The following is a 24,430-nucleotide window of genomic DNA, read 5'->3' on the forward strand; positions in this document are numbered from 1 at the left end:
GGTCGAAGCGACCTGAGCGGCAGGGTGAAGGCACTCTGGCGGCCAGATTGAAGGCGGTCGGCCAGCCAGATTGAAGGCGGTCGGGCGGCCCGGGTGAAGGGCGGCCGGGCGGCCAGGCTGAAGGCGGTCGGCGGCCAGATTGAACTGATCGAACGGCCAGCGAGCAGTCCCCCTCACCAGCGCAATCCACCTCGCCTGGACTCACGCAAGCGGCCACCGCCGCCAGCCAAAGCCGTGAGGGCCACCCTGAGGGAATCTGAGTCCCTCAGGGTTCCCCTCACGACCAGCAACGGTCCACCGCCGCGATGCAACCAAGCCGCGACCCGCCCACAAACCGCAGCCAACGCACTCACACCACCCCCGCGCCACCGCGTCCCGCGCGCCCAACCAGCGAGCACCCACACCACCGCAGCCCGCACACCAAACCAACCATGCACCCACACCACCCCCGCACCCCGATACGAAGCCAAAATGCGGTCTGAGGGTGCTTGTCAAGGCATCTTTCCCGCCTTGACAAGCACCCTCAGACCGTCATCACAATCAGCTTCGGGGTGCCCCGCAACAACGAGGCGCAATGTCGCCGCCAGGCGACGAGCCGCCCCCTAAAACAACACCCCAGCCAACTCCCGACAAACCCGACCAACCTCATCGTCATAAACCTGCAGCCACACCCCCGGCAACCCAGGACGCATCTAGCACTTCCCGCAATCACCTGCACCACAACATGATCCGCCCCAGCCCCCCCCAACCCCGCAAATTGCTCACATAATCGCTCAACCCCAAATAAGGATTCTCCACCCGAGCCCGAGCCCGAGCCACCCGCGGATACCCAGGCAGAACCAAATACGGCACCACCCAGCTCCGCGGCCAGCTACAACATCCACAACCCCGAACACCCCAAGCCCCTCGACCGCGGCAACCAAAAATGGACCAGAAAGTCCAAAACAACCCCAAAAAGAAAGGCCCCCCGGCAACCAACGCCAGAGGGCCCTCCCAGAAAAACCTCAGCCAGTCACGCCATCCCGCTCAGCAGCCTTGGCCACCGCAGCGGCCACCTCCGGCGCGACCCGCGGATCCAGCGGACTCGGCACGATCCGGTCCCGCCCAAGATCATCCGAGGCCACCGCCACGATCGCCTCCGCGGCGGCCAGCTTCATGTTCTCCGTGATCGCCCTGGCCCCAGCGTCCAACGCGCCCCGGAACACCCCGGGGAAGGCCAGCACATTGTTGATCTGGTTCGGAAAGTCACTGCGCCCGGTAGCGACGATCGCCGCGTGCTGCGCCGCGACCGCCGGATGCACCTCCGGGTCCGGATTGGACAGCGCGAACACGATCGAGTCGTCCGCCATCGTCGGCAGCAGCGAAGGATCGATCGTCGCGCCGGACAGCCCGAGGAACACGTCGGCTCCCCGCAGCGCCTCGGCCAGCCCGCCGGTCAGCCCGGCCTTGTTCGTCGTCTCCACCAGCTGTCGCTTGATCGGGTTCAGATCCTCCCGCCCAGCGTGCACGATGCCGCGCGAGTCGAGCACCGTCACGTCCGCGACGCCGGCCGCGAGCAGGATCTTCGCGCAGGCCACCCCGGCCGCGCCCGCCCCGGACACCACGACGCGCTCGCCGGCGATGTCGCGGTCGAGCACCAGGTTCGCCCCGCGCAGCGCGGCGAGGGTGACGATCGCGGTGCCGTGCTGGTCGTCGTGCATGACCGGGCAGTCCAGCGCTTCCTTGAGCTTGTCCTCCAGCTCGAAGCAGCGCGGCGCGGAGATGTCCTCGAGGTTGACCGCGCCGAACGACGGGCGCAGCCGCACCAGGGTCTCGACGATCTCGTCGACGTCGGTGGTGTCGAGCACCAGCGGGATCGAGTCCAGCCCGCCGAAGGTCTTGAAGAGCACCGATTTGCCCTCCATGACCGGCAGCGACGCGCTCGCGCCGATGTCCCCGAGCCCGAGCACCGCGGTGCCGTCGCTGACCACTGCCACGAGCCGGTCCGCCCAGGTGTACCGCTTCGCCTTGGCCGCGTCCTCGGCGATCGCGCGGCTCACCTTCGCCACGCCGGGCGTGTAGGCGATCGAGAGGTCGCGCGGGTCGGAGATCGGCCGGGTCGCCGCCACGGAGAGCTTGCCGCCCTCGTGCCCGGTGAAGATCTCTGCGTCGGTCACGGCCGCGACGGTGCTGGCCTGGTCGGTCATCGGGGTTCCTGTCGTGCGGATGACGGAAGCGGGCGGATGGGTCTGGGTCATCGAACGTACTCCTGGGACTGCGAGCGGGGGACCACCTGGTCAACGTGCGAACGCGCACGTCGAGAGTGGGAACTCGTCCTCCGGACGGCAGCCCAGCGCGGTAGCGCCGGCCTGTCGGCGAGGCGTCTGCGCGGCCATCCGATCCGTGGGGTGTGGCGATGGCCGCCGACGCTGCGGTTCGTCAATCATGACAGGCCCCCGGTGGCGCCCGACCCCTCGGTGCGGCTCATGTCACAGATTCGCGATTCCCAAGACGTCCGTCCGGTTTCGGAAGCAGTTCCGTTCCGGGTCCGGAAATCGCACTCGATAGGGTGGCGGGCATGGACTTCCGCCCGCTCAAGGTCTCCGGCGCTTTCGAGTTCGTCCCGCGTGTCTTCCCCGACGAACGCGGACTGTTCGTCGCACCGTTCCAGGAGGAAGCGATCGTCCGCGCGGCCGGGCACCCGCTGCGCGTCGCGCAGACGAACCACAGCGTTTCCCGCGCGGGCTCGATCCGCGGCGTGCACTTCGCCGACACCCCGCCCGGACAGGCGAAATACGTCTACTGCCCGATCGGCTCGCTGCTGGACGTGGTGGTGGACCTGCGCGTCGGCTCGCCGACGTTCGGCGAATGGGATTCGGTACGCCTCGACGCGACCGAGTTCCACGCGGTGTACGTGGCGGAAGGAATCGGGCACGCGTTCATCGCGCTGGAGGACGACACCGTGATGTCGTATCTCTGCTCGGAGCCCTACGCCCCGGAGCGCGAGCACGGCATCAGCCCGCTCGACCCGGCGCTCGACCTTCCCTGGCCCGCGGATCTGGCGCCCATTGTGTCCGAAAAGGACAAAGCGGCGCCGACCCTGGCCGAAGCGCTCGACCAGGGCCTGCTGCCGTCGTATGAGGATTGCCTGGCGTACTACGAAAAGCTGCGCTCAGCGCACCGCTAGGCGCGCACGCCGTCCTCGGCGATGACCCGTTCGATATTGCGCTCGGCCAGCGCGGTGATCGTCACGAACGGGTTCACGCCGGTGCTGCCCGGGATCAGCGAACCGTCCATGACGTACAGGTTCCGGTACCCCTTCACGCGCCCGTAGTTGTCGGTCGCGTCGCCGAGCACCAATCCGCCGAGCGGGTGGTAGGTGAAGCGGTTCTCGAACGCCCGCGTGTCGCCGAAGAGGTCGTAGCGGTAGATCGTGGAGTTCGCCTTGTTGATCCGGTCGAACAGCGACTTCGCCGCGTCGATCGAGGGCTGCCCCTGGTCCGGCGTCCACTGCAGTTTCGCCGAATCGCTGGCCGCGTCATAGGTGAAGTGGCCGCGTTCGGGGTTCTTGGTGATCGCCAGGTACAGGCTCGCCCACGTCTCCAGCCCGGCGGGCACCGGCGCGATCTCGGCGAACACCGGATGCGTCGGGTTGTCCCAGTCGTCGATGCCGAGCGCGGGCATTCCCGCCTCCAGGCTGCCGGTCGTGTCCCACACGTGGTTGGCCCGGCCGAGCATCACATTGCCGTTGGTGCCCCAGCCCTGGCCGACGGCCTCGGACAGCCGCGGCAGCCGCCCGGTGTCGCGGGCGCGCACCAGCAGTTCGGTCGAGCCGAGGCTGCCCGCGCCGAGGAAGAGGTACTTCGTGGACAGGTGCTTGGTGGAGAGCACGTTCCCGAGCGCGTCGGATTCGCGCACGACGAGCGTGTACGTGCCGTCCGGCTGCTGGATGATCTCGCGGACCTGGTGCAGCGTCTGGATGGTCACGTGCCCGGTGCCGAGCGCGGCGGCGAGATACGTCTTGTCCAGCGAGCGTTTGCCGTGGTTGTTGCCGTAGATGACCTCGGACGCCAGCGCCGAGCGTTCGACGGTGCCCGCCTCCTCCTTCTTCATGTACTCGAAGTCGTAGACGCTCGGCACGAAAGTGGTCTTCAGCCCGGTTTTCTGCGCGGCTTTCCGGGAAACCCGGGCGAACTGGTAGGACTTGCAGGTCTCGAACCAGTCCTCGTCGATGTGGTTCACGCCGAGTCCGGCGTTGGCGCGCGGGTAGTACTTGCCGTACATCTCGTCGGCGTCCACCCGCGGCAGGATTTCCTCGAAGTACGAACGCTTCGGCTGCACCGCCATCGCGCCGTTCACCAGCGATCCGCCGCCGACGCCGCGGCCGACGTACACCGACATCCCGCCGTAGTTCACCCGGTCCAGCACCCCGGCGTACGGATCGATGTCGTGGTTCGCGACGTCCAGCCACAGGAACGACGCGAGCGGCGCTTCAGTGCGCTTCTTGAACCACATCGACCGCCGGTCCGGCTTCAGCATGTCGCAGAAGACCTTGCCGTCCGGGCCCGGTTCGTTCCACAGCTGGCCCATTTCGAGCATCACCGTGGGCACGCCCGCCTCGCCGAGCCGCAGCGCGGTGACCGCCGCTCCGTACCCGGTGCCGATCACCACCGCGGGCGAATAGTCCGGCAGCGGCGCAACGGTCGCGGCACGCGCGGTCGTCGCCGAAATGCTGGTCAGTCCGAGGGCCGCGGCGGAGTTCAGCGCGGCGAGGCCGAGGAATCGGCGACGGTTGAGGGAGGCCATGCCCGGCATGCTGACGTGGCGCCGAGCACCCTGGCAAGGCTAAAACGAACACTATTCGCATTTGCCCAGTAAACGGTGTTAAGTTTCACTCGGCCGGGGTAACGGGAAGTACAGGTTTCGCCGGTCAGGCGGCTTTCCGGGGCGTGACCCACACCGTGATCGTCGCGGTGACCACCTCGATACCGCGGGCGTCCACGATCCGCACCGGAACCGGAAGATCGAATCCCTCGGAGCCGAACTCGGGAATCTCCGGCAATTCGGCGATCGCCCGCAGCCCGGTTCCGGCTTTCGCGACGTAACTCACTTCCATGCCCTTGGGCAGCCACCGGTGCGTGGCCGGGACAGTGGCCTCGGCCAGCATGCCCATCGCGATCTCGGCGAGGTTGCAGGCGGCGATCGCGTGGAAGGTCTTGATGTGGTTGTGGACACCCCACCACTTCGGCGCGGTCACCGAACAGTGCCCGGGACGGATCTCCCGGATGGTCGGCAAGACGGTGCCGAAGTAGGGCACGCGCAGGCACATCGCGGCGGAAAACAGCTGCTTGCCACCGGGTTTGGCGGCCAGCTTGCGCCAAAGCCCGTACGTCGACGGCGAACCCATCAGCACCTCCCAGGTGAAGTTACTCTCCAGTAGCCAAGCACACGACGAACCTGCCGGGCGAACCCGCCCCGGCTATATTCGGCCGCGTGGCACATCGGCTCTTTCTTCTCCGGCACGGCCAGACCGAATGGTCGTCGAACGGCAAGCACACCGGGCGCACCGACATCCCGCTGACCCCGGCGGGCGAGGACCAGGCGCGCGCGGCGGGCGGCACCCTGCGAACCCTGCTCGGCGGACCCGGGCTGGTGCTTTCCAGCCCGCGCGGCCGCGCGCTGCGCACGGCGGAACTCGCCGGCCTGCGCGTGGACGAGGTCACCGAGGACCTGGCCGAATGGGACTACGGCGATTACGAAGGCGTCGCCACGCCGGAGATCCGCGAGACGGTTCCGGATTGGACCGTCTGGACCCGCCCGATCCCCGGCGGCGAAAGCGCGCAGGACGTGCAGGCGCGCGCGGACAAGGTGCTCGACCGGGCCCGCCGCGAAATCGAGAACGGCGACGTGGTCCTGGTCGGGCACGGGCACTTCAGCCGCGTGCTCGTCGCGCGCTGGCTCGGCCTGCCCGGCACCGCGGGCGTCCACTTCGGACTGGACCCGGCCGGTCTCGCGGTGCTCGGCGACGAGCGCGGCGAACCGCAGATCGAGCACCTGAACCTGCTGCCCGCGCTGGAGGGCTGAAGTGACCGACCCCCGCGTACGGCGGATCAAGCCGGAAGACGTCGACGCCGTCGTGGAGCTCGTCTACGCACTGGCCGAGTACGAACGCGCTCCGCAGGAATGCCGTCTCACCTCCGAGCAGCTGCACGGCGCGCTGTTCGGCGAGGCCCCGGCACTGTTCGGCCACGTGGCCGAGGTGGACGGCGAGATCGCCGGATTCACCTTGTGGTTCTTGAACTTCTCCACCTGGCGCGGCACGCACGGGATCTATCTCGAAGACCTGTACGTCCGCGAGGAACAGCGCGGTTCGGGCCTCGGCAAGGTACTGCTGGCGACGCTGGCCGCGGAGTGCGTGGACAAGGGCTACCACCGGCTGGAGTGGTCGGTGCTCAACTGGAACCCGGCGGTCGGGTTCTACCGGGCGCTGGGCGCGCTGCCGCAGGACGAATGGTCGGTGTACCGGCTGACGGACGAGCCGCTGAAGGTGCTCGCCAAGGAAGCGTGAGTCGTGCGTGCTGATCACGGTCAGAACCGTGATCAGCACGCACGAGTCCTTTCACGGCGTGGGCAACGGCAGCCCCGGCAGGTTCTGGTCCGCCGGGACGACGCCGTCGACCAGGTAGTCGTCGACCACCTTGTCCACGGCCTTGTTGCCGCCGATCCCGTAGATGCCGTGGTCGCCTTCCCCGGTGACGGTCAGCATCCGCGAGTTCTGGAACGCGGCGTGCGCCTTCCGCGCGCCTTCGATCGGCGTGGCCGGATCGTGCTCGGACTGGACGATCACCACCGGCGGCACGCCCTTGCCGTTCAGCACCGGCATCGGCCGGGGCCGACCCGGCCAGAACGCACAGACCTGGAGCCCCATCCACAACGAACTGTGCAGGGTCACGCCCCGGTCGAGATAGTCCTGCGACCGGCGGATCAGCGACTGCCGATCGCCCTTCCACCGACCGTCATTGCACAGGGTCGTGATCAACGTCGACATCATCGCGTCGTCGGCACCGGCCTGGGCCGCTACGTCCATCGGACCGGTCTTCTTCGCCTCCGACAACGTCTTGCCCAGCGCCTCGCGCGCGTCGCCCTTCGCCTGCGCCGAAGCCCGCGTGTCAGTCAGCGTTTTGACCCGGACCAGCACAGAGGCGATGGTCGGGAACTGGCTCTTGGCCTTGAGCGCGCCGACGATGAAGGAATCCAGCGTGACCGCGCCGATCTTCGTGCCGTTCACCTCGACCGGCTCGCGAGTCAGCGCGTACCGGACACTCTCGTAGGTTTGCCGGGCCGCCTCGCCACTGGCGCCGAAGTGGTACTTCGCGTCGTAGCGGGCCAGCCAGGGCAGGAAATCCTGCCGCCAGCGGCGTTCGTAGCCCAGCGGCTGGAAGTCGAACGACTGCTGCCACGTGCCGGTGAACTGGGTCGAGGAGTCCAGCACGAACCGGCCGGTGTGCCGCGGGAACTGCTGGGCGTAGTGCGCGCCGAGCCAGGTGCCCGCCGAGTACCCGATCCAGTTGATCCGGTCGCGGCCGAGCAGGGTCCGCAGCAGGTCGAGGTCCCGGACGTTCTGGAAGGTACTGATCAGCGATCCCAGCTCGCCCGAGGCCCGGTGGCAGGCAGTCGCGACGTACTGGACCGCGTCGACGATCTGGTTCAGATTGCGCGGATCGCGGTCGCGCGGGTCGAGATCGGCGCCGGTGCTCGCCTCGCCGCCGCAGGTCACGTTGGCGCTGCGGCCGGTGCCGCGGGTGTCGATGCCGATGATCTCCTGGTGCTGCCGCAGTTTCTCCTGTCCGCGCAGCAGGACCGGGAACCAGCGTCCGGGACCGCCGGGACCGCCCGGATTGGTGAGCACCGACGCGGTAGTCGTGCCGGTGGGCTTGAGCCTGCTGATCGCGATGGTCAGGTACTGCCCGTCGGCCGGACGGTCCCAGTCCCGGGGTGTGCGGTAGGCGCCGCATTCGAGCCCCGCGATATCGGTGCCCGGCGGCAGATCGGCCAGCTCGCCCGGCGCGCAGGCGTGCCAGTCCAGCGCCTGGCCGGTGTAGCGGGCCGGGATCGTGGCGGTGCCCGCCGCTGCCGGTAATGCCCCGGCGAGCAGCCCGCACACGACCGCTGTGCTGGTCACGACGAGACGCAGTCTCCGCATGGGTTCCCCTCTTCGGAATTCGGATGAATTCGGTTGCGCAGTCCCGATTCCATCGATTGAGAGGGGTTACGACCAGTGTCGCCGCGTCACCTGTCCGCTATGACGTGACGTCACTGTCGCTCAGTCCTGTTCGCGGCGCTCCCGCTCGGCACGCCGTCCCGCCAGGCCGCCGCGCTCGGCCGCCTCTTCCTCGGTCTCGTCGTCGTGCATTCCCAGCGCCCAGGCCCGCGACGGACGGCGGAACAGCAGCACCAGCGCCGCCAGCCCGCACAGCCCGATCGGCACGCCCCACAGCGGCTGTCCGGACGGCCCCAGCAGGTACCAGCCCACCCCGATCAGCAGCAGCGCCACGACGACGCCGGGCGAACGCGCCCACGTCTGTCCGAGCAGCAGTCCGACGGAAGCGGCGAGGAAGATCAGCGCGAGCACCGCGTAGGTGCCGAATTCGGCCCACACGTTGTTGCCCGGGATCGGCGGGGTCCGCAGCCCGTGCACCAGCAGCACCACGCCGAAGACCAGCAGGCCCAGCCCGGGCAGCCCGGTCAGGACGCCGGCGAGGCGGACCTCGAACGGGGTGGGCGGCGGATTCTCCGGATGAGACACGGTCGCGGCCCTTTCAGCTGCTGTGCGGAACTTCGCGGGAACTTGCCGGGGCACAGCCACCCGACCAGCGCGAGTCACCGTGCGTGAGCACTACCGATCGTATGCCACCCGGTCGGCCGTTTTCCGGGGCGGCGGCCGAAGAGAAAATCGGGGTAGTCGTCGATGAGCGGGCGGTCGGCCCGGGTGCACTTGTCACGACGCGCGGAGTTTTCGCCGTCTGCAGAGGAGGACCGCCCGCCACAGGGTCGCCACAGGTCACCGAGCCAGGGACGGCTTGCGCAAGCGGCTGAGCTTCGCGTCACCATGTGGCGCTGGAGGTACGTCCGCCGGGCGGAAAGCACTTACCCTGCGGTAGTGCGCGCCATCCTCGTCGTGAATCCCCAGGCCACCTCGACCACCGCGGGTGGCCGGGACGTGCTGGCGCACGCGCTGGCCAGCCAGGTGAAGCTGGACGTCGTCGAAACCGACTACCGCGGGCACGCGCTCGCGGTGGCCCGTTCGGCGGCTCGTGACGGCTACGACCTGGTGGTGGCGCACGGCGGCGACGGCACGGTCAACGAGGTCGTCAACGGCCTGCTCGCCGATTCCGCGGGCGCTCCCGGCCGCTCCGGGTCCGTCCCGATGCTCGGCGTCGTGCCGGGCGGCTCGGCCAACGTGTTCGCGCGCGCGGCCGGACTGCCCGCCGATCCGGTCGAGGCGACCCACCAACTGCTCACCGCGCTGGAAACCGAACGGACCCGCCGGATCGGCCTCGGGCTGGCCGACGGGCACTGGTTCACTTTCAACGCGGGCCTCGGCTGGGACGCCGACGTCGTCGGCCGCGTCGCGAAACGGCGCGGCAAGCAAACCAGCGCCAGCCTCTATCTGCGGGCCGCCGTCCGCTCCTACTTCCGTCCGCCGCTCGGGCGGCCGATGCTGACCGTCCGGATCCCCGGCGAGGAACCGGCCGAGGCGGTGACGGCGTTCGTGTCGAACACCGATCCGTGGACTTACCTCGGACAACGTCCGGTCCACCTCAACTCCGGCTGCTCGTTCGAGACCGGATTGGGCCTGTTCGCGTTGAACGGTCTTCGATTGCCCACCGTGTTCACGCATGTACGGCAAGCTCTGCTCACGGAGAGCGATCAGCATGGCCGCCGTCTGCTCCGCCGCGACGATGTGCCTCTGATCCGCATCGACGCAGCTGAACCGGTCAACTTCCAGGTCGACGGGGACCTCGTCGGGCAACGCACCCGGGTCGAGTTTCAGAGCGTCCCGGATGCACTCACCGTAGTCGGATGACGGTGTGACCACTGATCGCCCGCGGCAAAGTGCGTGCTGCCGCTCGGCGACGCAAACCCTCCACTCACCGCACGGGCCTTCCGACGAGCGGACCTTTTCAGAACGAAACCGCAGGTCAGAGGCATAGCTCGGCCGGGTGAGCTGACTCACCGATCTTGTCGAAACCCTTGTCGAACGCGGTGCTTCGTGAAAGCATTCACAAGCACCCAAAAACACGACCGCCACTACTGTGGCGCGGCCCTCCCGCGTCACTGTGAAGGAGCTCACGAACATGGACTGGCGCCACGACGCGGCCTGCCGAGACGAGGACCCCGAGCTGTTCTTCCCGGTGGGAACCAGCGGTCCGGCTCTGTTGCAGGTCTCCGAGGCGAAGGCCGTGTGCCACCGCTGCCCCGCAGCTTCCGACTGCCTGGCCTGGGCTCTGGCCAGCGGCCAGGACGCCGGCGTCTGGGGCGGAATGAGCGAAGACGAGCGACGCGCGCTCAAGCGCCGCCGTACGCACATCGGCACGCGTACCACCGCCTGAGTCTTTCGACTCAGCCGCACCACCCAGAATCACATCTCACCACCTCGGACCGGACTTTCGCCCGGCGGGCATTCGCGTGCCCGTGCCGCACATGGCGACATATACCCGGTTCGAGCGTAACAACCGAGGTCGGCCACCCCGCATCCGGGTGCCGCCTCACCCAGGACTATCCAAGTCCTCCCGCGGAACGTTGAACGGGCCGGTACCGCCGAGCTTCACTGGTACCGGCCCTTCAACGCGTCTGGGGTCCACTGTGGACACCTCACACTTCGAGCGCCCAGCGCACGTAGCGCATCTTCGGCGCGAACCCGGCGCGCTCGAAAACTCCGGGAGCCCCCGAAGCGCTCGCCGAATCAACGGTGAGGCTGGCTTGGTCGTACCCGTGCTCGACGGCGGCCCGCAGCGCGTGCGCGACGACCGCGCTGGCAAGCCCGCGGTTCCGGTAGCCGGGAATGGTGCCCACCACCATGAAGTGCGCGTCGCGAACGCCGGTCGTCTCGGTGTCGGCGACCCAGGAGAGGGTCAGCACAAGACTCACCGGAGCGCCGGTTGCCTTGTCCCGCAGCAGAAAACTGATCTCGGGCTGGAGAGTGTGGTTGGTGAACTTGTTCTGCCACGCGTCCGCGGCCACCGGGGTCGCTCCCCAGTGGTCCTGAAAGGACTCGTTGCGGACGAGCCGGAACTCCTCGTCGAGCTCCCGAGTCCACTGTTCGATCCGGAATCCCTCCGGGACCGCCGCCTCGCCGACAGTCCCGAGTGGATGTTCCATGCGCTGGAAGTAGCGCGCGGGAGAAAAGCCGTGCGCGCCAAAGAGTTCTTTCGTCCCTGCAATGTGCTCGGCCTTGTGGATGTCGACGGCGAGCTTCAGCGTCGGGTGGTGCAGTTCGTGCACCGTCTTCGCCCCGGCGATTCCCGCTTCCACGAGCTTGGTCCCGATCCCGCGCCTGCGGTAGGCGGGATCGACGCCGCCGTCGAGGAAAACGCGATGGGTTCCCTCGGCGTACCGCTTGTACCGGGTCTTCAGATAGCCGACCATGCGGTCGCCGTCGAACGCGGCGAGACTCGCGCGTTCGAGGTCGGAGTACGGGTCGATCAGCTCCTGGAGAGTGTCTTCCGCGGTGTAGCTCTCGCCGATCCGGTCGACCGTTTCGATGGCGTTGAGCAGATCGGCCGAGGACTGGGCGTCCGCTTTCGTGAGCGGCCGCCACGTGAGGTCAGGCATGCGCCGGACAGTAATCCGGCGCTCCCTGGCTGTCGCCGGGTTTTCTAGAGCCGCCGGGACAACGGAATCCGCAGCGCCGCTTCGGTGCCCGGCACCCGGTTGCCCGCCTCGTCGGTCCGGACCTGGCGCAGCGAAAGCGACCCGCGCAGCTCCGATTCGACCAGCGTCCGCACGATCTGCAGGCCCAGCCCGTCGCTGCGCTCCAGCGAGAACCCGGACGGCAGCCCGCGGCCGTTGTCGCGGATCAGGATGTCCAGCCAGCGCGCCGAGCGCTCCACGATCAGCTCGACCTTGCCCGGCCGTCCCTGCGGGAACGCGTGCTCGATCGCGTTCTGCACCAGTTCGGCCAGCACCATCACCAGCGGCGTCGCGATCTCGGCCACGACCACGCCGAACGAGCCCTTGCGGCTCATCCCGACCTTCGATTCCGCGGTGGCGACCTCGCCGACCATCGGGAGCACGTTGTCGAGCAGCTTGTCCAGGTCCACGCGCTCGTCGACGGAGATCGACAGCGCCTCGTGCACCATCGCGATCGACGACACCCGCCGCACCGATTCGCCCAGCGCCAGCCGGGCCTCGTCGCTCGTGGTGCGCCGCGACTGCAGCCGCAGCAGCGCGGCGACGGTCTGCAGGTTGTTCTTCACGCGGTGGTGGATCTCGCGGATCGTGGCGTCCTTCGACATCAGCGCGCGGTCGCGGCGCTTGACCTCGGTGACGTCGCGGACCAGCACCAACGCGCCCGCGGGCTGCCCGGCCGGGCGCAGCGGCAGCGCACGGAACAGCACGACCGCACCCCGTTTCGAGTCGGCCTCGGTGCGGGTGGACGGCTTGCCGTCGAGGGCCTCGATGATCCGGTGCGACACCTCGGTGGCGTCGAACGGGTCGCGGATCAGCGACCGGGTGAGCGGGGCCAGCCGCTGCCCGACGAGGTCCGATTCGTGGCCCATCCGGTGGTAGGCGGACAGGCCGTTGGGGCTGGCGAACACGACGGTGCCGGCCTGGTCGAGCCGGACGAGACCGTCGCCGACGCGCGGGCTGGTGTGCGTGTCGGTCTGGTTGCCGCCGGCGGGCGGGAAGGTGCCGTCCACGATCATCTGGCACAGGTCGCCCGCGCTGCCGAGGTAGGCGATCTCCAGCGGGCTCGGCACGCGCGGCGCGGCGAGGTTGGTCTCGCGGCTCAGCACGGCGATCACCTCGCCGCCGAAGCTCACCGGCACCGCTTCGCGGCGCATCGGCAGGTCGCGGTACCAATGCGGGTCTTCCTCGCGGCAGATCTTGACCTCGCGCATGGCCTTGGCCAGCTGCGGGTGCTCGTCCACGGTGAACCGGGTGCCGACGACGTCCTCGGGATGCGCAGTGGGCGCGGTGGTCGGCCGGGCGTGCGCGACGCACACGAAATCGCCGCCGTCGGGCTGGTGTTCGGCGGAAACCGGAACCCAGAGCAGGAAGTCGGCGAACGAAAGGTCGGCCAGCAGCTGCCACTCCGCGACGACGGTCTGCAGGTGGTCGGCCGCTTCGCCGGGGAGGCCGGTGTTCTCGGCGAGCAGGTCGGAAAGGGTCGACACGGCTACCGGCCGCCCTCGAATGCGGTGTGTTCGTTCATGCCTGCGCACCTCCTGAGTACATCCAACCAGAGCGTACGGCGGGTGCCGCCGAGGAGCGCGGCGCCCGCATGCCACACTTGAGCGGTTGACCCGTGCCCGGCCGGTGTGTCGCACCCCGCCCCGGGCCACTCAGCGGACACCCGAGGAGAGAACATGTCGAAGCGCGCCCGCAAGCGTCGCGACCGCAAGAAGAACGGCGCCAACCACGGCAAGAAGCCCAACGCCTGAGTCCGCGCCAGGACCTGACACGGCCCCCGCACCTGATCGGTACGGGGGCCGTTGTCGTGGTGGTCAGTCGCGGGTGGTGCGCTGTTCCACGGTGATCTCGGTGCGCTCCACGGTGATGCCGCCCTGCGTGGCGACGGTCTGCCGGATCGACGCGCGCAGCCTGCTCTTCAGCTCCGCCGGGGCGAGGTCGCCGCCGCATTTGCGGGCCAGCAGGTGCTTGAGCTGCTCGTCGATGCCGTACTCCTCGAGGCACGGCGGGCAGTCCTCGATGTGCCTGCGCAGTTCCGCGTCCCGCTCCGGACTGCATTCGCGGTCCAGCAGCAGGTAGATCTCCGCGAGCGCGTCCTCGCAGGGCATCTTCTCCGCGGGCACGTCTTCCGAGCTCATCGTTTCGCCACCTCCTCGCGGTTCCCCCGGATGAAGCCGCGCTCGCGCGCGACGTCGGCCAGCAGGTCGCGCAGCTGCGCGCGGCCGCGGTGCAGCCTGGACATCACGGTGCCGATCGGAGTGTCCATGATCTCGGCGATCTCCTTGTACGCGAAGCCCTCGACGTCGGCGAGGTAGACCGCGAGCCGGAACTCCTCGGGCAGCTTCTGCAAAGCCGCCTTCACGTCGGTGTCCGGGAGGTTGTCCATCGCCTCGACCTCGGCCGAGCGAAGACCGGCGGAGGTGTGGCTTTCCGCCCTGGCGATCTGCCAGTCGCTGATCTCGTCCGTGGGCTGCTGCACCGGCTGCCGCTGACGTTTGCGGTAGCCGTTGATGTAGGTGTTGGTGAGGATGCGGTACATCCACGCCTTGAGGTTCGTGCCCGCCTTGAAGGACGCGAACGCCGCGTACGCCTTCAGGTAGGTCTCCTGGACCAGGTCCTCGGCGTCGGACGGGTTGCGGGTCATCCGCATCGCGGCCGCGTATAGCTGGTCGAGCAGGGGCATCGCGTCGCGCTCGAAGCGCTCGGCGAGCTCCAGTTCGTCGGCCGCCGTCTCCGGCGCGGAGTTGGGGGTGCTCGGCAAACCGTTCCCTTCCCGTTCGGCGTCGATGCGCGTCTGCGCATACGGCAGCACCGAGTTTACGCGGGGGTTCGGGAAGCCGGTCCCGGGACGGCTCCTGCTGGCGCGGGGAGTGGCGAGCGTGGTGGTCACGATGGGTGTAACAGAACGTGCCGACCGGGCATTCCCGGCCCGTTCGTAGACTCGCCCGCATGGCGGGCAAGGGCACTCCGGCGACAGCGCTGCTGCAGAAGCAGAAGGTGGCGCACACCGTGCACACCTACGACCACGATCCCCGGGCGGAGTCGTTCGGCCTGGAAGCGGTGCAAGCGCTGGGCCTGGAGCCGGGGCGGGTGTTCAAAACGCTGGTCGCGGACGTGGACGGGAAACTGGTCGTCGGCGTGGTGCCGGTCACCGGCCAGCTGGACCTGAAGGCGCTGGCCGCGGCGGCCGGCGGCAAGAAGGCGAAAATGGCCGACCCGACCGCTGCTCAGCGGGCCACCGGGTACGTACTCGGCGGAATCTCGCCGCTCGGCCACCGGAGCCGCCTGCCGGTCGTGCTGGACGGCTCCGCACTGGACTATCCGACGATGTTCTGCTCCGGCGGCCGGCGCGGGCTCGAGGTGGAACTGGACCCGGCCGAACTGGTCCGGCTGACTGGCGCGGTGGTGGCCGGGATCGCGGCGGGTTAAACGGCTTCGGGTACTTCGAGGACGAAGAACAGGAAGCAGAGGAAGGCTTCCTTGCCTTGCATTTCGTCCGGGAACTTCTCCTGGGCGCCTTCTGCCGGATACGGCTCGCTGATCACTGCCGTGCGGAATCCGGCCTTGGTGAATTCGTCGGTCATCGCGTGCAGCGGGCGGTGCCAGTACTCGAGCACGCCCTTCTGGCCGTTGAAGGTGTACTCCTCGGACCAGCTTTCGGTGGCGAAGTAGTTGCCCTCGAGGTGGATGATTTTGTAGAGGATCGGGTGGTTGACCGCCAAGATCAGCCGTTCGCCCGGCCGGATGATCCGCCGCAGTTCGGCCAGCGGTGCGGTCCAGTCCTCCAGGTAGTGAAGGACCAAGGCCGCGATGACGTCGTCGAATTCTCGATCGGCGTAGGGCAACGGCTGGCTGAGGTCGGCGACCCGGAGGTCCGCGTCCTCGCCGAGTCTCTGCCGAGCGAGCCGGACCATGGTGGCACTGAAGTCGAAGCCGCTCACGTGCGCGCCGCGGTCCCTCAGCGAGGCGGACAACGGTCCGGCACCGCAGCCCGCGTCGAGGATCTTCCGGCCGGTCACGTCGCCGGCGAGGTCCAGAATCGCTGGTCGGGTGTAGTAGGCGTTGATGAGACTGTGCTCGGTTTCGATCGCGTAGGCCTCGCCGAAAGTGTCGTAGTCGTTGGCGAGGGACTCGTCGGAAGCGTTGGCAGCCATGGAATCCACCCTGGCACGGACTTCGGTCAGGGGGTCGGCGCGCGCCAGTAGCGTTTCAGGATCTCCAGTTGAAGGGTGCACTCGACAGCGGTGATGTCGTCGCTGCCGGGAAAACCGCCGCTGACGAAATCGGCCAGGTCGTCTTCGCCGCGGAAGACGCCGTCGTAGACGAAGGTGGACGACGACGCGGTGAGCGCGAGATACCGGGTCGTCGGGTGCGCGGCGATCGCGGCGCCGAGCCGGGCCGTCGCCGCCGGCGGACAGGAGATGCCGAGAACGGCCTCGACCCGGTAGCCGAGCTTTCCCGGCTCGATCTCGACGCGAGGCCGCAGCAACCCGGATCCGAACATCGCGGTCGCGACGCGGCGGGCCCGGGACTCGGAGATGTCGAGCACGCGAGCGACGTCCGAGTACGGCGTCCGCGCGTCGTCGCGCAGGACCGCCGCGACTTCGCGCTCCAGCTGGCCGAACTCGGTCCCGGGCTCCTCCCCCGCTGCCCCGGCGTGCCCGGCGAGCATCTCCTCCTGTTCGCGGGTCAGCCGCCGAAGCCGCCACGCCGCGGAGCTGGTGAGCCGGCGCAACGCCCACTCCGCGCGCACCGAGCGGATGCCGGGCACGGCGGGGATCTCGTCGACCAGCGCGTGGGCCGTCGCGGCGCGGGTCATCCCGTGGACCACGGCGTACACCTCTCCGCGGCCCGCGGCGAGCGCGAGGTGAGTGGTGTCGGCGCGGCGCACCAGTGCCTCCGCCACCGCGCGGGCCCGGCCGGGCTCGGCGCCGATCCACACGTGCACTGGCGGAGCCTCGGCGAGCAGCGACCAGTCGACCTCGCAGATGGCGCGGAGCATGCCTTCCTCCAGCATCCGGCCGTAGCGCCGCCCGACCGTGCGCGCCGAGCTGTCCAGGACGCGGGCCAGCACGTCGAAGGGTGCGCGGGGCGCGTGCTGCAGCGCGGCGACCAGATCGAGGTCGAAGTCGTCCAGTACGCCGTCGTCGGCCACCCGGGTGCCCTCCTTCAAGTTCGTGCAGCGCAGCCTACTCAAGGGAGATTATGACTGGATCAGGCGAATATCACTACTGGTTGCTTGGATAAGGCACGTCATGGAACTCTAGTGAAGGAAAACGGCCATACAGAGGTGTTGAGCTTGTCTCGGACGGAGAAAGCGACCGCATGACCGACACGATCGCCTTGGGCTCGGTGACCGCGACGCGCGTCGTCGAGTACGAAGGAACCACCCGCCCGCCCGAAGCGATGTTCCCCGGCCTCGCGCAAGACACGTGGCGAGCGCACGAATCCGGGTTTCCGCCGGACTCCTGGGACCGCGAGTCCGGACTGCTGCGCACCTGTGTGCAGACGTGGGTGCTGCGCAGCGGGGGTGCCACGATCCTGGTCGACACCGGCGCCGGCGACGGCAAGGACCGGCCCGGCACCCCGGCGTTTCACCAGCTGCGCACCGGGTTTCTCGACCGGCTGGCCGCGGCGGGCGTCGCACCCGAAGACGTCGACTTCGTCGTGAACACCCACCTGCACGCCGATCACGTCGGCTGGAACACCCGCCTCGACAACGGCGAATGGCGCCCGACGTTCCCGAACGCGACCTATTTGCTGCCGCGCGCCGATCACGACTACTGGGACCCGGCTGGCCCGCACCGACCGAAACTGGCCCAGATCAACGAAAACGTCTTCGCCGACAGCGTCGCTCCGGTGGTCCACAGTGGACAAGCCCGGTTGTGGGAGGACAGCTGCGAGATCGACGGCGAACTCCGGCTCGAACCGGCTCCCGGGCATACGCCCGGGTCGTGCGTGCTGACCGTACGTTCCGGCACCGACCGGGCGCTGTTCGTCGGCGATCTGCTGCACCACCCGCTGCAATTCGCCGAGCCCGGCCTCAACAGCTGCTTCTGCGAAGACCCCGTGCGGGCAGCGGCGACCCGGCACCGGTTGCTCGGCCAGGCCGCCGAGGACCGCGCGCTGGTCTTCCCCGCGCATGTCGGAGCCGGACCGGCCGTGGAGGTCGTCCGGGACGGATCGAAGTTCACCGTGACGCGATGGGGGTCTGACACATGACCGTGGTTTCCACCACCGCCGGGCGAGTCCGGGGCACTACGCGGAACGGGGTACACACGTTTCGCGCGATTCCTTACGCCGCATCGATGTCCGGCGGCGCGCGATTCCAGGCACCCGCCCCGGCGCCACGCTGGGACGGCGTGCGCGATGCCACCCGGCCGGGCCCGACCGCGCCGGCCGCCCGGCGCGATTTCGGCGGCACCGACCTGCGACCGGTGCTGGGTTCCGGCTGGATTCCCGGCGCGGACTACCTGTCGGTCACCGTCAGCACGCCCGACCCGGCCACCGCCGGCCTGCCGGTGCTGGTCTTCTTCCACGGCGGCGGGTTCACCGCGGGCACCGGGCAGGCCGAGCTCTACGACGGCGACACCTTCGCCCGCGACGGCGTCGTCCTGGTGACAGTGCAGTACCGCCTGGGGGTCGCCGGGTGGTTGCGGCTCCCCGACGCCCCGGCCAACCGCGGCCTGCTCGACGCGCTCGCGGCTCTGCGCTGGGTGGCCGGGAACATCGCGGCGTTCGGCGGCGACCCCGGCAATGTCACGGTGGCCGGACAGTCCGCCGGCGCCATGCTTGTCGCCGCGCTGCTCGGCGCTCCGGGCGCCGAGGGCCTGTTCCGCCGGGCGATCAGCCAGAGCGGCAGCGGCGAATGCGCGTTCCCGGTCGAGAAGGCGGACCTGATCACGCGGGCGACGGCCGACGCGCTCGGGGTGGCACCTACCGCGGCGGCGCTGAGCGAACTGGACGACGAGCGGCTGGTCTCCGCACCGGCCGCGATGCCCCCGGCCGCGATCGCGGGATTCCGCGATACGTCGCTGGGCAACAGCGCGTACAAACCAGTCCTGGACGAGGAAACGCTGCCGGACCAGCCCGCGTCGGGGCGCACGGCCCCGGTCGGCCTCCTGATCGGCACCAACGCCGACGAGGCGAGGCTGTACACCGCGAACATCGACGAGACCCAGCTGTACGCCGCCGCGGCCCGCCGGTTCCCGGACCCCGCCGCGGCCATCGCCCGCGCCCGGGCGCGGTGCCCCGGCGCGTCCCCCGGCGAACTGGCCGCGCGCTTGATGACCGAGGCGTACGAAGCGAGCAACCGGCTGCTCGCGGACGCGCACAGCGGAGCCGGAAACCCCACCCACGTCTACGAGTTCGCATGGCCCCCGCCCGGCCCGGACCACCCGTTGGGGGCGTGCCACTGCGCCGAGCTGCCGTTCGTGTTCGACCACGCCGCTCTGCCAGGCCTCTACGGCCAATCAGGCCTGCTCGGCGTGGGACGGCCGGATCCGGCGCTGGCCGCTCGCACCCATGCGGCCTGGGTCTCCTACGTCACGAACGGCGACCCGGGCTGGCCGGCCCATCGCGCGGACGAGCCCGCGATCACGCGCCTCGCCGAGGATTGGTTCCCGAAGACCTGACGCCGCCCACACTATCCGGCCGAAGCGACCCGGAACCCGCCTCCGCACCAGTTGCCCACAGGTGAGACTCCCTGTGGACAACTCCATAGAAAGAGCCCTGACCAGCGGAAAGGGGTTATCGGACTATCCACAGCCAGCCGGTCAAAGATGCGGCCGGACAACCCGTCCCAACCACTCCGCCGCGGCCCGGGCCACCGCGTCCAGATCGCTGGCCAGCGTGTGATCCCCGGCCACCACGACGATCTCGTGATGCGGCGCGGCCGAAGGCCTCCCGAACGGATCCCGTTCCCCCTGGATCACCAGCGCGGGCACCTCCACCGCGTCCAACTCCGCCTGCCGCGACTTCTCCGGTTTCCCCGGCGGATGTTCCGGAAAAGCCAAGCACAGCACCGCAACCGCCTGCCCGGCCGACGCCGTCCGGCAAGCAACCCGCGCACCGGAAGAACGACCACCGAACACCAACGGCAAATCATCGAACCGAGCGGAAATCTCATCCGCCACGGTCAACCAAGCCGTATCCAGCTGCTTAGCCGGTGCAGGAGCCCGACGGCCAGCAACCCGATAAGGCTGTTCCACCAGCGCCACATGCGTCCCGGCCGCCTTCGCCGCCTGGGCGACCGCCACGAGATCCTTCGCTCCGATGCCGCCGCCCGCGCCGTGGCCGAGAAGCAGCACCGCGTCGCCGTCGGGGGCGCAATGCAGTTCGACCCGCGCGGGTCCGTGTTCGGTGTCGATCTCGAGCGTGGTCATGACAGGTCGAACAGCGAGTCGACGGACTGCCCGGTTTCCGTGCGCCGCAACAATTCCGGGCCGTTGTTGCGGACGTTGTTCACCAGGCTCGACACCGGCCGCAGTTCCAGCGATTCCACGACGGCGGGCGGGGTCGGCACCATCAGTTCGTCCACTTCGGACCGATCCGGGTCGAGCCAGCCCGTCCAGTGCTCGCGCGGCACGATCAGCGGCATCCGGTGATGAACGTCAGTGAGCTGGCCCTCGGCGTCGGTCGTGATGATCGAGAAGGTGATCAGCGGTTCGGCGTCGGCGTCGTCCTTCGGCCGCCAGCTTTCCCAGATTCCGCCGAACGCGAGCGAATTCCCGGAGGGATCCGTCATGTAGAACGGCTCCTTCTCCTTGCCCGCGCGCCGCCACTCGAACCAGCCGTCGGCGGGAACCAGGCACCGCCGCGACGCCAGTGCGCGCTTGAACGCGGGCTTCTCCTTCGCGGTTTCCGCGCGGGTGTTGATCATCCGCGAACCCGCCGAAGGATCCTTGGCCCAGAACGGGACCAGGCCCCACCGCATGATCCGCAGCGAACGCTCCGCCGGTTCGTCTTCGAGGACGAGCCCGTCGGCGTCGCGGGGATGCCGCTGCACCACGGTCACGACGTTCTTGGTCGGCGCGACGTTGTGGTCCGCTCGCGCCCGGCCCTCGGTCAGGTCGACCGCGGCGAACTCCTCGACCAGCTTCGCCGGGTCTTTCGTCGCGGCGTAACGGCCGCACATGCCAACCTCCTCGGAGTGCCCCGGCGGCCATCGTCGCACGCAAACCGGGCCCGGCGCGACCGGCATGGGATCATTCGACCAGGCAAAGGGCGACCGGGAGGACGTGGACGGCTTGGCGCGAGGCGACTGGCAGCGGCTGGACGAATCCGACGTGCGGGTGCGTCCCGGCAAGGGCACCAGGCCACGCAGCAAGCGCAGGCCCGAGCACGCCGACGCGGTCACCGCGATGGTGATCGGCAAGGACCGCGGCCGCTGGACGTGCGCGGTCGACGCCGATCCGGGCCGCGTCGTGATGGCCATGCGGGCCCGCGAAATGGGCCGCGTCTCGGTGGTCGTCGGGGACACGGTGGCGCTGGTCGGCGACGTCTCCGGACGGCCGGACACGCTCGCCCGGATCGTCCGCGTCGACGAGCGTTCCAGCGTCTTGCGCCGCACCGCCGACGACACCGACCCGTACGAGCGCGTGGTCGTCGCGAACGCCGCGCAACTGCTGATCGTCACCTCGCTGGCCGATCCCCTCCCCCGTCCCGGATTCATCGACCGCTGCCTCGTCGCGTGCTACGCGGGCGGTCTGGAACCCGTGCTGTGCCTGACGAAAGCCGACCTCGCCAGCCCGGATTCGCTGCTCGCCGGCTACGCGGGCCTGGACGTCCCGGCCATCGTCACCCGGCACGACGAGGAACCCGAGGGCCTGCGCGAACGCCTCGGCGACCGGATCACCGCCCTCGTCGGCCATTCCGGAGTCGGCAAGTCGACATTAGTCAACCGTCTGGTGCCCGCCGCCGAACTGGCGACCGGCGACGTCAGCTCGGTCGGCAAGGGACGGCACACCTCGGTGGCCGCGGTCGCGCTGCCGCTGGCGGGCGGGGGCTGGGTGGTCGACACCCCCGGCGTCCGGTCGTTCGGGCTCGCGCACGTGACCGCGGACGACATCGTCAACGCCTTCGAAGAGTTCGCCGAGGCCGCCGAGGAATGCCCGACGAACTGCGGCCACCTCGGCCCGCCCGAGGACCCGGACTGCGCGCTGGACGCCGTGGTCGCCGACGGCAACGCCGGAGCGGACCGGCTGGCGTCGCTGCGCAGGCTGCTGGTGTCGCGGGCGGGCGGCGGCGGGGACCTCCGCGCCGAATCGTGATCTGCCCGGTGTAACCCCTGGCGTCCGCCGCCGATACGGAGTGCGACAGCACTGAAGTCCAGGGGGACGTCACGCGGCCGCTCGAGGTCGCGGGGCCAGCTGCGGATCAGCTGGACGACGTGGGCGGATAAGATAAACCGGAAGAAACCTCTCCGGCGGAGGGAACCTTTTCCCGCCGGACGGCGTCACAGAAGCAACCTCGCGGAGTCACCCCGCCAGTGGCCCGCGCGCCGGACCGCAAGGGCGCGGCCGTCAAGGCCGACCGGCGACCACGCAAGTGAAAGACCGATTCCTTCCTAGGGGGAGAACCATGCGCAAGACCACGACGTTCGCCGTCGCCGCCGGTGCGGCGCTGGCGCTGGTGCTGACGGGCTGCGGCTCGAGCGCCGAGAACGGCACCGCGGCCCCGGCCGGGCAGTCCAAGGACGGCGGGTCCGGCCTGGCGTCGCCGTTCAGCGACGCGCTGAAGCTGGCCGACGCGGCCAAGCAGGGCACCGAGAAGGCCAAGTCGGCGAAGATGTCGATGGACATGTCCATGGGCGGCCAGTCCATGAAGGCCGAGGGCTCGATGCGTTTCGACGGCGAGAACTCCGCCATGACGATGACGATGAACACCCCGCAGGGCGCCACCGAGATGCGCTACGTCGACAAGACCCTCTACATGAAGGTCCCGGCCGAGCAGGCCAAGCAGTTCGGCACCGACAAGCCGTGGCTGAAGATCTCGCCGGACGCCAAGGACCCGATGTCGCAGTCGTTCAGCAAGGCCATGGCTCAGTCGACCCAGCAGAGCGACCCGACGCAGATCCTCGACCAGGTCTCCAAGACCGGCCAGATCACCGGGGCCGACCAGGTCGAGCTGAACGGCGAGAAGGTCAACCACTACAAGGTGGAGCTGGACGTCAGCAAGTCCATCGAGACCTACTCCAAGGGCCAGCCCGCCGAGGTCCAGGAGCAGATGAAGAAGATGCTCGAGGGCAAGAACATCAAGATCCCGGCCGAGATCTGGATCGACAAGGACCAGCTTCCGCTGCAGGTCACGATGGACCAGTCCGAGATGATGAAGTCGCTCGGCGCGTCGACGGGCTCGAGCGCCGCGGCCGCCGGCGGCAAGATCACCGTCAAGTACACCGACTGGGGCAAGCCGGTCGACGTGGCCGCGCCGTCCGCCGACCAGGTCACCGACTTCGGCGAGATCATGAAGAAGATGGGGCGCTGATCCCAGCGGCTTTTCGCGGGCCCCGAGCCATTCCGGCTCGGGGCCCGCTTTTTGTGCGCTACTGCCGGTAGCACGCGTTCCCCCGAACGGGTCGGCCCCGCGCGCTGTGCTTGGCTGGAGGCACTTCACGGCCGGTCAGAGAGGGTTTTCGGATGCGCAGGACGGCCGTCGCGGGTGTCGCCGCGCTGCTGGCGATCGCCTCGGCGGGCTGCTCCAGCACCCCGGAACCGCAGCGCTTCACCGATGCCCGCACGCTCGCGGACGCCGCCTCCGCCGCGACCCTGGCCGGACACACCGCGAAGTTCACGGCCGAAGTCACCACCGGCACTCTCGTGTCCCACGGGAAGGGCCAGGCGAAATTCGACCGCGCGGGAACGGCTCTGTCGATGACGACGGACTACGTCGGCGAGCCGTTCGAACTGCGCTTGGTCGGCAAGACCCTGTACGCGAAGGTCCCGGAAAGCGCGCGGGACCAGGTCAGCGACCACAAAGCGTGGGTGAAGGTGTCGCCGGACGGCACCGATGCGCTCTCGCAGGTGCTGGGCGGCAGCCTGGCGCAACTGGCCGAGCAGAACGACCCGACGCGCACCCTGGCGCAGATCCGCACGGCGGGGACGGTGGCCTCCAGCGAGGAAACCACGCTCGACGGGGCCTCGGCCGAGCACTATCACCTGACCGTCGACCTGGCGAAACTCGGCTCCGAACTGCCCGGCGGCCTGCCCGCCGAAGCGCTGACCCGCCTCGGCGACCGCGGCAAGACGGTCCCGTTCGACCTCTGGCTCGACCCGCAGCACCGGCCGATGCAGCTGGTCCTGGACCTGACGCCGGTCATGCAGGCCACCGGCCAGACCGGCGTCGCCACGGTCAAGGCGCGCTACACAGACTGGAATTCCCCGGTCACGGTCGACGCCCCGGCCCCGGCCGACGTCGGCACTCTCACCGGCGGCTGACCAGCTAGGCCAGGTCGGCGAGCTCACTCATCCGCAGACGGCGTCCCGGCCCTCGTCGCGCCCGGCATGCGCGTCGAGATCCGCGTGACCGCCGTCGT

25 protein-coding genes are annotated in these 24,430 nt (G+C 69.3%); 12 read left to right on the forward strand and 13 right to left on the reverse strand.

Features of this window, described 5'->3' with window-relative positions:
* Positions 1–1,004: 1,004 nt before the first annotated feature.
* The gene (locus ACZ7SW_RS41740; RefSeq protein WP_470235936.1) at positions 1,005–2,186 is read right to left on the reverse strand and encodes an NAD(P)-dependent malic enzyme; all 1,182 of its coding nucleotides are present in this window, start codon (positions 2,184–2,186) and stop codon (positions 1,005–1,007) included.
* Between the two features lie 371 nt (positions 2,187–2,557).
* On the opposite strand from ACZ7SW_RS41740, the gene ACZ7SW_RS41745 reads away from it, so the two are divergent.
* The gene (locus ACZ7SW_RS41745; protein WP_470235896.1) at positions 2,558–3,166 is read left to right on the forward strand and encodes a dTDP-4-dehydrorhamnose 3,5-epimerase family protein; all 609 of its coding nucleotides are present in this window, start codon (positions 2,558–2,560) and stop codon (positions 3,164–3,166) included.
* Here the strand turns inward: ACZ7SW_RS41745 and ACZ7SW_RS41750 are convergent.
* Both ACZ7SW_RS41750 and ACZ7SW_RS41755 read right to left on the reverse strand, forming a co-directional pair.
* On the reverse strand, positions 3,163–4,785 hold the full coding sequence (locus ACZ7SW_RS41750) for a GMC oxidoreductase (RefSeq protein ID WP_470235897.1): 1,623 nt from the start codon (positions 4,783–4,785) through the stop codon (positions 3,163–3,165). The genes ACZ7SW_RS41745 and ACZ7SW_RS41750 overlap by 4 nt on opposite strands.
* A gap of 124 nt (positions 4,786–4,909) precedes the next feature.
* Positions 4,910–5,386, reverse strand: a complete 477-nt coding sequence (locus ACZ7SW_RS41755; protein ID WP_470235898.1) for a hotdog fold domain-containing protein — start codon at positions 5,384–5,386, stop codon at positions 4,910–4,912.
* A gap of 86 nt (positions 5,387–5,472) precedes the next feature.
* Between ACZ7SW_RS41755 and ACZ7SW_RS41760 the strand changes: the two genes are divergently transcribed.
* A complete protein-coding gene (locus tag ACZ7SW_RS41760; protein ID WP_470235899.1) occupies positions 5,473–6,063 on the forward strand; it encodes an acid phosphatase in 591 nt (196 codons plus the stop codon).
* Position 6,064: 1 nt separating this feature from the next.
* Positions 6,065–6,547 (forward strand): GNAT family N-acetyltransferase, encoded by a 483-nt coding sequence (locus tag ACZ7SW_RS41765; protein WP_470235900.1) that lies wholly within the window; start codon positions 6,065–6,067, stop codon positions 6,545–6,547.
* Between the two features lie 51 nt (positions 6,548–6,598).
* Here the strand turns inward: ACZ7SW_RS41765 and ACZ7SW_RS41770 are convergent, their stop codons facing one another.
* Positions 6,599–8,182, reverse strand: a complete 1,584-nt coding sequence (locus ACZ7SW_RS41770) for an alpha/beta hydrolase (protein ID WP_470235901.1) — start codon at positions 8,180–8,182, stop codon at positions 6,599–6,601.
* A gap of 120 nt (positions 8,183–8,302) precedes the next feature.
* Positions 8,303–8,785, reverse strand: coding sequence for a hypothetical protein (locus ACZ7SW_RS41775; protein WP_470235902.1), 483 nt, complete (start codon positions 8,783–8,785; stop codon positions 8,303–8,305).
* 354 nt (positions 8,786–9,139) lie between these two features.
* On the opposite strand from ACZ7SW_RS41775, the gene ACZ7SW_RS41780 reads away from it, so the two are divergent.
* The gene (locus tag ACZ7SW_RS41780; RefSeq protein ID WP_470235903.1) at positions 9,140–10,066 is read left to right on the forward strand and encodes a diacylglycerol/lipid kinase family protein; all 927 of its coding nucleotides are present in this window, start codon (positions 9,140–9,142) and stop codon (positions 10,064–10,066) included.
* A gap of 271 nt (positions 10,067–10,337) precedes the next feature.
* Positions 10,338–10,592, forward strand: a complete 255-nt coding sequence (locus ACZ7SW_RS41785) for a WhiB family transcriptional regulator (RefSeq protein WP_009082948.1) — start codon at positions 10,338–10,340, stop codon at positions 10,590–10,592.
* Positions 10,593–10,854: 262 nt separating this feature from the next.
* Here ACZ7SW_RS41785 and ACZ7SW_RS41790 read toward each other — a convergent pair whose 3' ends face one another.
* Together ACZ7SW_RS41790 and ACZ7SW_RS41795 are read right to left on the reverse strand one after the other, a co-directional pair.
* A complete protein-coding gene (locus tag ACZ7SW_RS41790; RefSeq protein ID WP_470235904.1) occupies positions 10,855–11,814 on the reverse strand; it encodes a GNAT family N-acetyltransferase in 960 nt (319 codons plus the stop codon).
* Between the two features lie 44 nt (positions 11,815–11,858).
* Complete coding sequence (locus ACZ7SW_RS41795) at positions 11,859–13,379, reverse strand: sensor histidine kinase (protein WP_470235905.1); 1,521 nt, start codon at positions 13,377–13,379, stop codon at positions 11,859–11,861.
* Positions 13,380–13,571: 192 nt separating this feature from the next.
* Between ACZ7SW_RS41795 and ACZ7SW_RS41800 the strand changes: the two genes are divergently transcribed.
* The gene (locus ACZ7SW_RS41800; RefSeq protein ID WP_098515123.1) at positions 13,572–13,646 is read left to right on the forward strand and encodes a 50S ribosomal protein bL37; all 75 of its coding nucleotides are present in this window, start codon (positions 13,572–13,574) and stop codon (positions 13,644–13,646) included.
* Positions 13,647–13,709: 63 nt separating this feature from the next.
* Here ACZ7SW_RS41800 and rsrA read toward each other — a convergent pair whose 3' ends face one another.
* Complete coding sequence (gene rsrA, locus ACZ7SW_RS41805) at positions 13,710–14,033, reverse strand: mycothiol system anti-sigma-R factor (protein WP_470235906.1); 324 nt, start codon at positions 14,031–14,033, stop codon at positions 13,710–13,712.
* Positions 14,030–14,656 (reverse strand): sigma-70 family RNA polymerase sigma factor, encoded by a 627-nt coding sequence (locus tag ACZ7SW_RS41810; RefSeq protein WP_037816837.1) that lies wholly within the window; start codon positions 14,654–14,656, stop codon positions 14,030–14,032. Before ACZ7SW_RS41810 ends, rsrA begins: the two co-directional genes overlap by 4 nt.
* A 188-nt stretch (positions 14,657–14,844) precedes the next feature.
* Here ACZ7SW_RS41810 and ybaK point away from each other — a divergent pair, with 188 nt between their 5' ends.
* Positions 14,845–15,324, forward strand: coding sequence for a Cys-tRNA(Pro) deacylase (gene ybaK / locus ACZ7SW_RS41815; protein ID WP_470235907.1), 480 nt, complete (start codon positions 14,845–14,847; stop codon positions 15,322–15,324).
* On the opposite strand, the gene ACZ7SW_RS41820 is transcribed toward ybaK, so the two are convergent.
* Positions 15,321–16,049 carry a class I SAM-dependent methyltransferase gene (locus ACZ7SW_RS41820; protein WP_470235908.1) on the reverse strand — a complete coding sequence of 243 codons (729 nt, stop codon included), beginning with the start codon at positions 16,047–16,049 and terminating at the stop codon, positions 15,321–15,323. The genes ybaK and ACZ7SW_RS41820 overlap by 4 nt on opposite strands.
* A 26-nt stretch (positions 16,050–16,075) precedes the next feature.
* The gene (locus ACZ7SW_RS41825; protein ID WP_470235909.1) at positions 16,076–17,050 is read right to left on the reverse strand and encodes an Lrp/AsnC family transcriptional regulator; all 975 of its coding nucleotides are present in this window, start codon (positions 17,048–17,050) and stop codon (positions 16,076–16,078) included.
* A gap of 170 nt (positions 17,051–17,220) precedes the next feature.
* Here ACZ7SW_RS41825 and ACZ7SW_RS41830 point away from each other — a divergent pair, with 170 nt between their 5' ends.
* Together ACZ7SW_RS41830 and ACZ7SW_RS41835 are read left to right on the forward strand one after the other, a co-directional pair.
* Complete coding sequence (locus ACZ7SW_RS41830; protein ID WP_470235910.1) at positions 17,221–18,117, forward strand: MBL fold metallo-hydrolase; 897 nt, start codon at positions 17,221–17,223, stop codon at positions 18,115–18,117.
* Complete coding sequence (locus tag ACZ7SW_RS41835) at positions 18,114–19,529, forward strand: carboxylesterase/lipase family protein (RefSeq protein WP_470235911.1); 1,416 nt, start codon at positions 18,114–18,116, stop codon at positions 19,527–19,529. Before ACZ7SW_RS41830 ends, ACZ7SW_RS41835 begins: the two co-directional genes overlap by 4 nt.
* A gap of 141 nt (positions 19,530–19,670) precedes the next feature.
* Here ACZ7SW_RS41835 and ACZ7SW_RS41840 read toward each other — a convergent pair whose 3' ends face one another.
* Together ACZ7SW_RS41840 and ACZ7SW_RS41845 are read right to left on the reverse strand one after the other, a co-directional pair.
* Entirely contained in the window at positions 19,671–20,279 is a 609-nt protein-coding gene (locus tag ACZ7SW_RS41840; protein WP_470235912.1) for an alpha/beta hydrolase family protein, read from the reverse strand.
* Entirely contained in the window at positions 20,276–21,031 is a 756-nt protein-coding gene (locus tag ACZ7SW_RS41845) for an SOS response-associated peptidase (protein ID WP_470235913.1), read from the reverse strand. The genes ACZ7SW_RS41840 and ACZ7SW_RS41845 overlap by 4 nt, the downstream gene beginning before the upstream one ends.
* A gap of 112 nt (positions 21,032–21,143) precedes the next feature.
* On the opposite strand from ACZ7SW_RS41845, the gene rsgA reads away from it, so the two are divergent.
* The 3 genes from rsgA to ACZ7SW_RS41860 all read left to right on the forward strand — a co-directional run bounded on the left by rsgA (position 21,144) and on the right by ACZ7SW_RS41860 (position 24,332).
* On the forward strand, positions 21,144–22,166 hold the full coding sequence (rsgA, locus tag ACZ7SW_RS41850) for a ribosome small subunit-dependent GTPase A (protein WP_470235937.1): 1,023 nt from the start codon (positions 21,144–21,146) through the stop codon (positions 22,164–22,166).
* A gap of 310 nt (positions 22,167–22,476) precedes the next feature.
* Positions 22,477–23,382 (forward strand): SCO4651 family lipoprotein, encoded by a 906-nt coding sequence (locus ACZ7SW_RS41855; RefSeq protein ID WP_470235914.1) that lies wholly within the window; start codon positions 22,477–22,479, stop codon positions 23,380–23,382.
* 152 nt (positions 23,383–23,534) lie between these two features.
* The gene (locus ACZ7SW_RS41860) at positions 23,535–24,332 is read left to right on the forward strand and encodes an SCO4651 family lipoprotein (RefSeq protein WP_470235915.1); all 798 of its coding nucleotides are present in this window, start codon (positions 23,535–23,537) and stop codon (positions 24,330–24,332) included.
* Positions 24,333–24,430 lie beyond the last annotated feature (98 nt).

It is taken from the genome of Amycolatopsis sp. NPDC114484, from assembly GCF_055633755.1.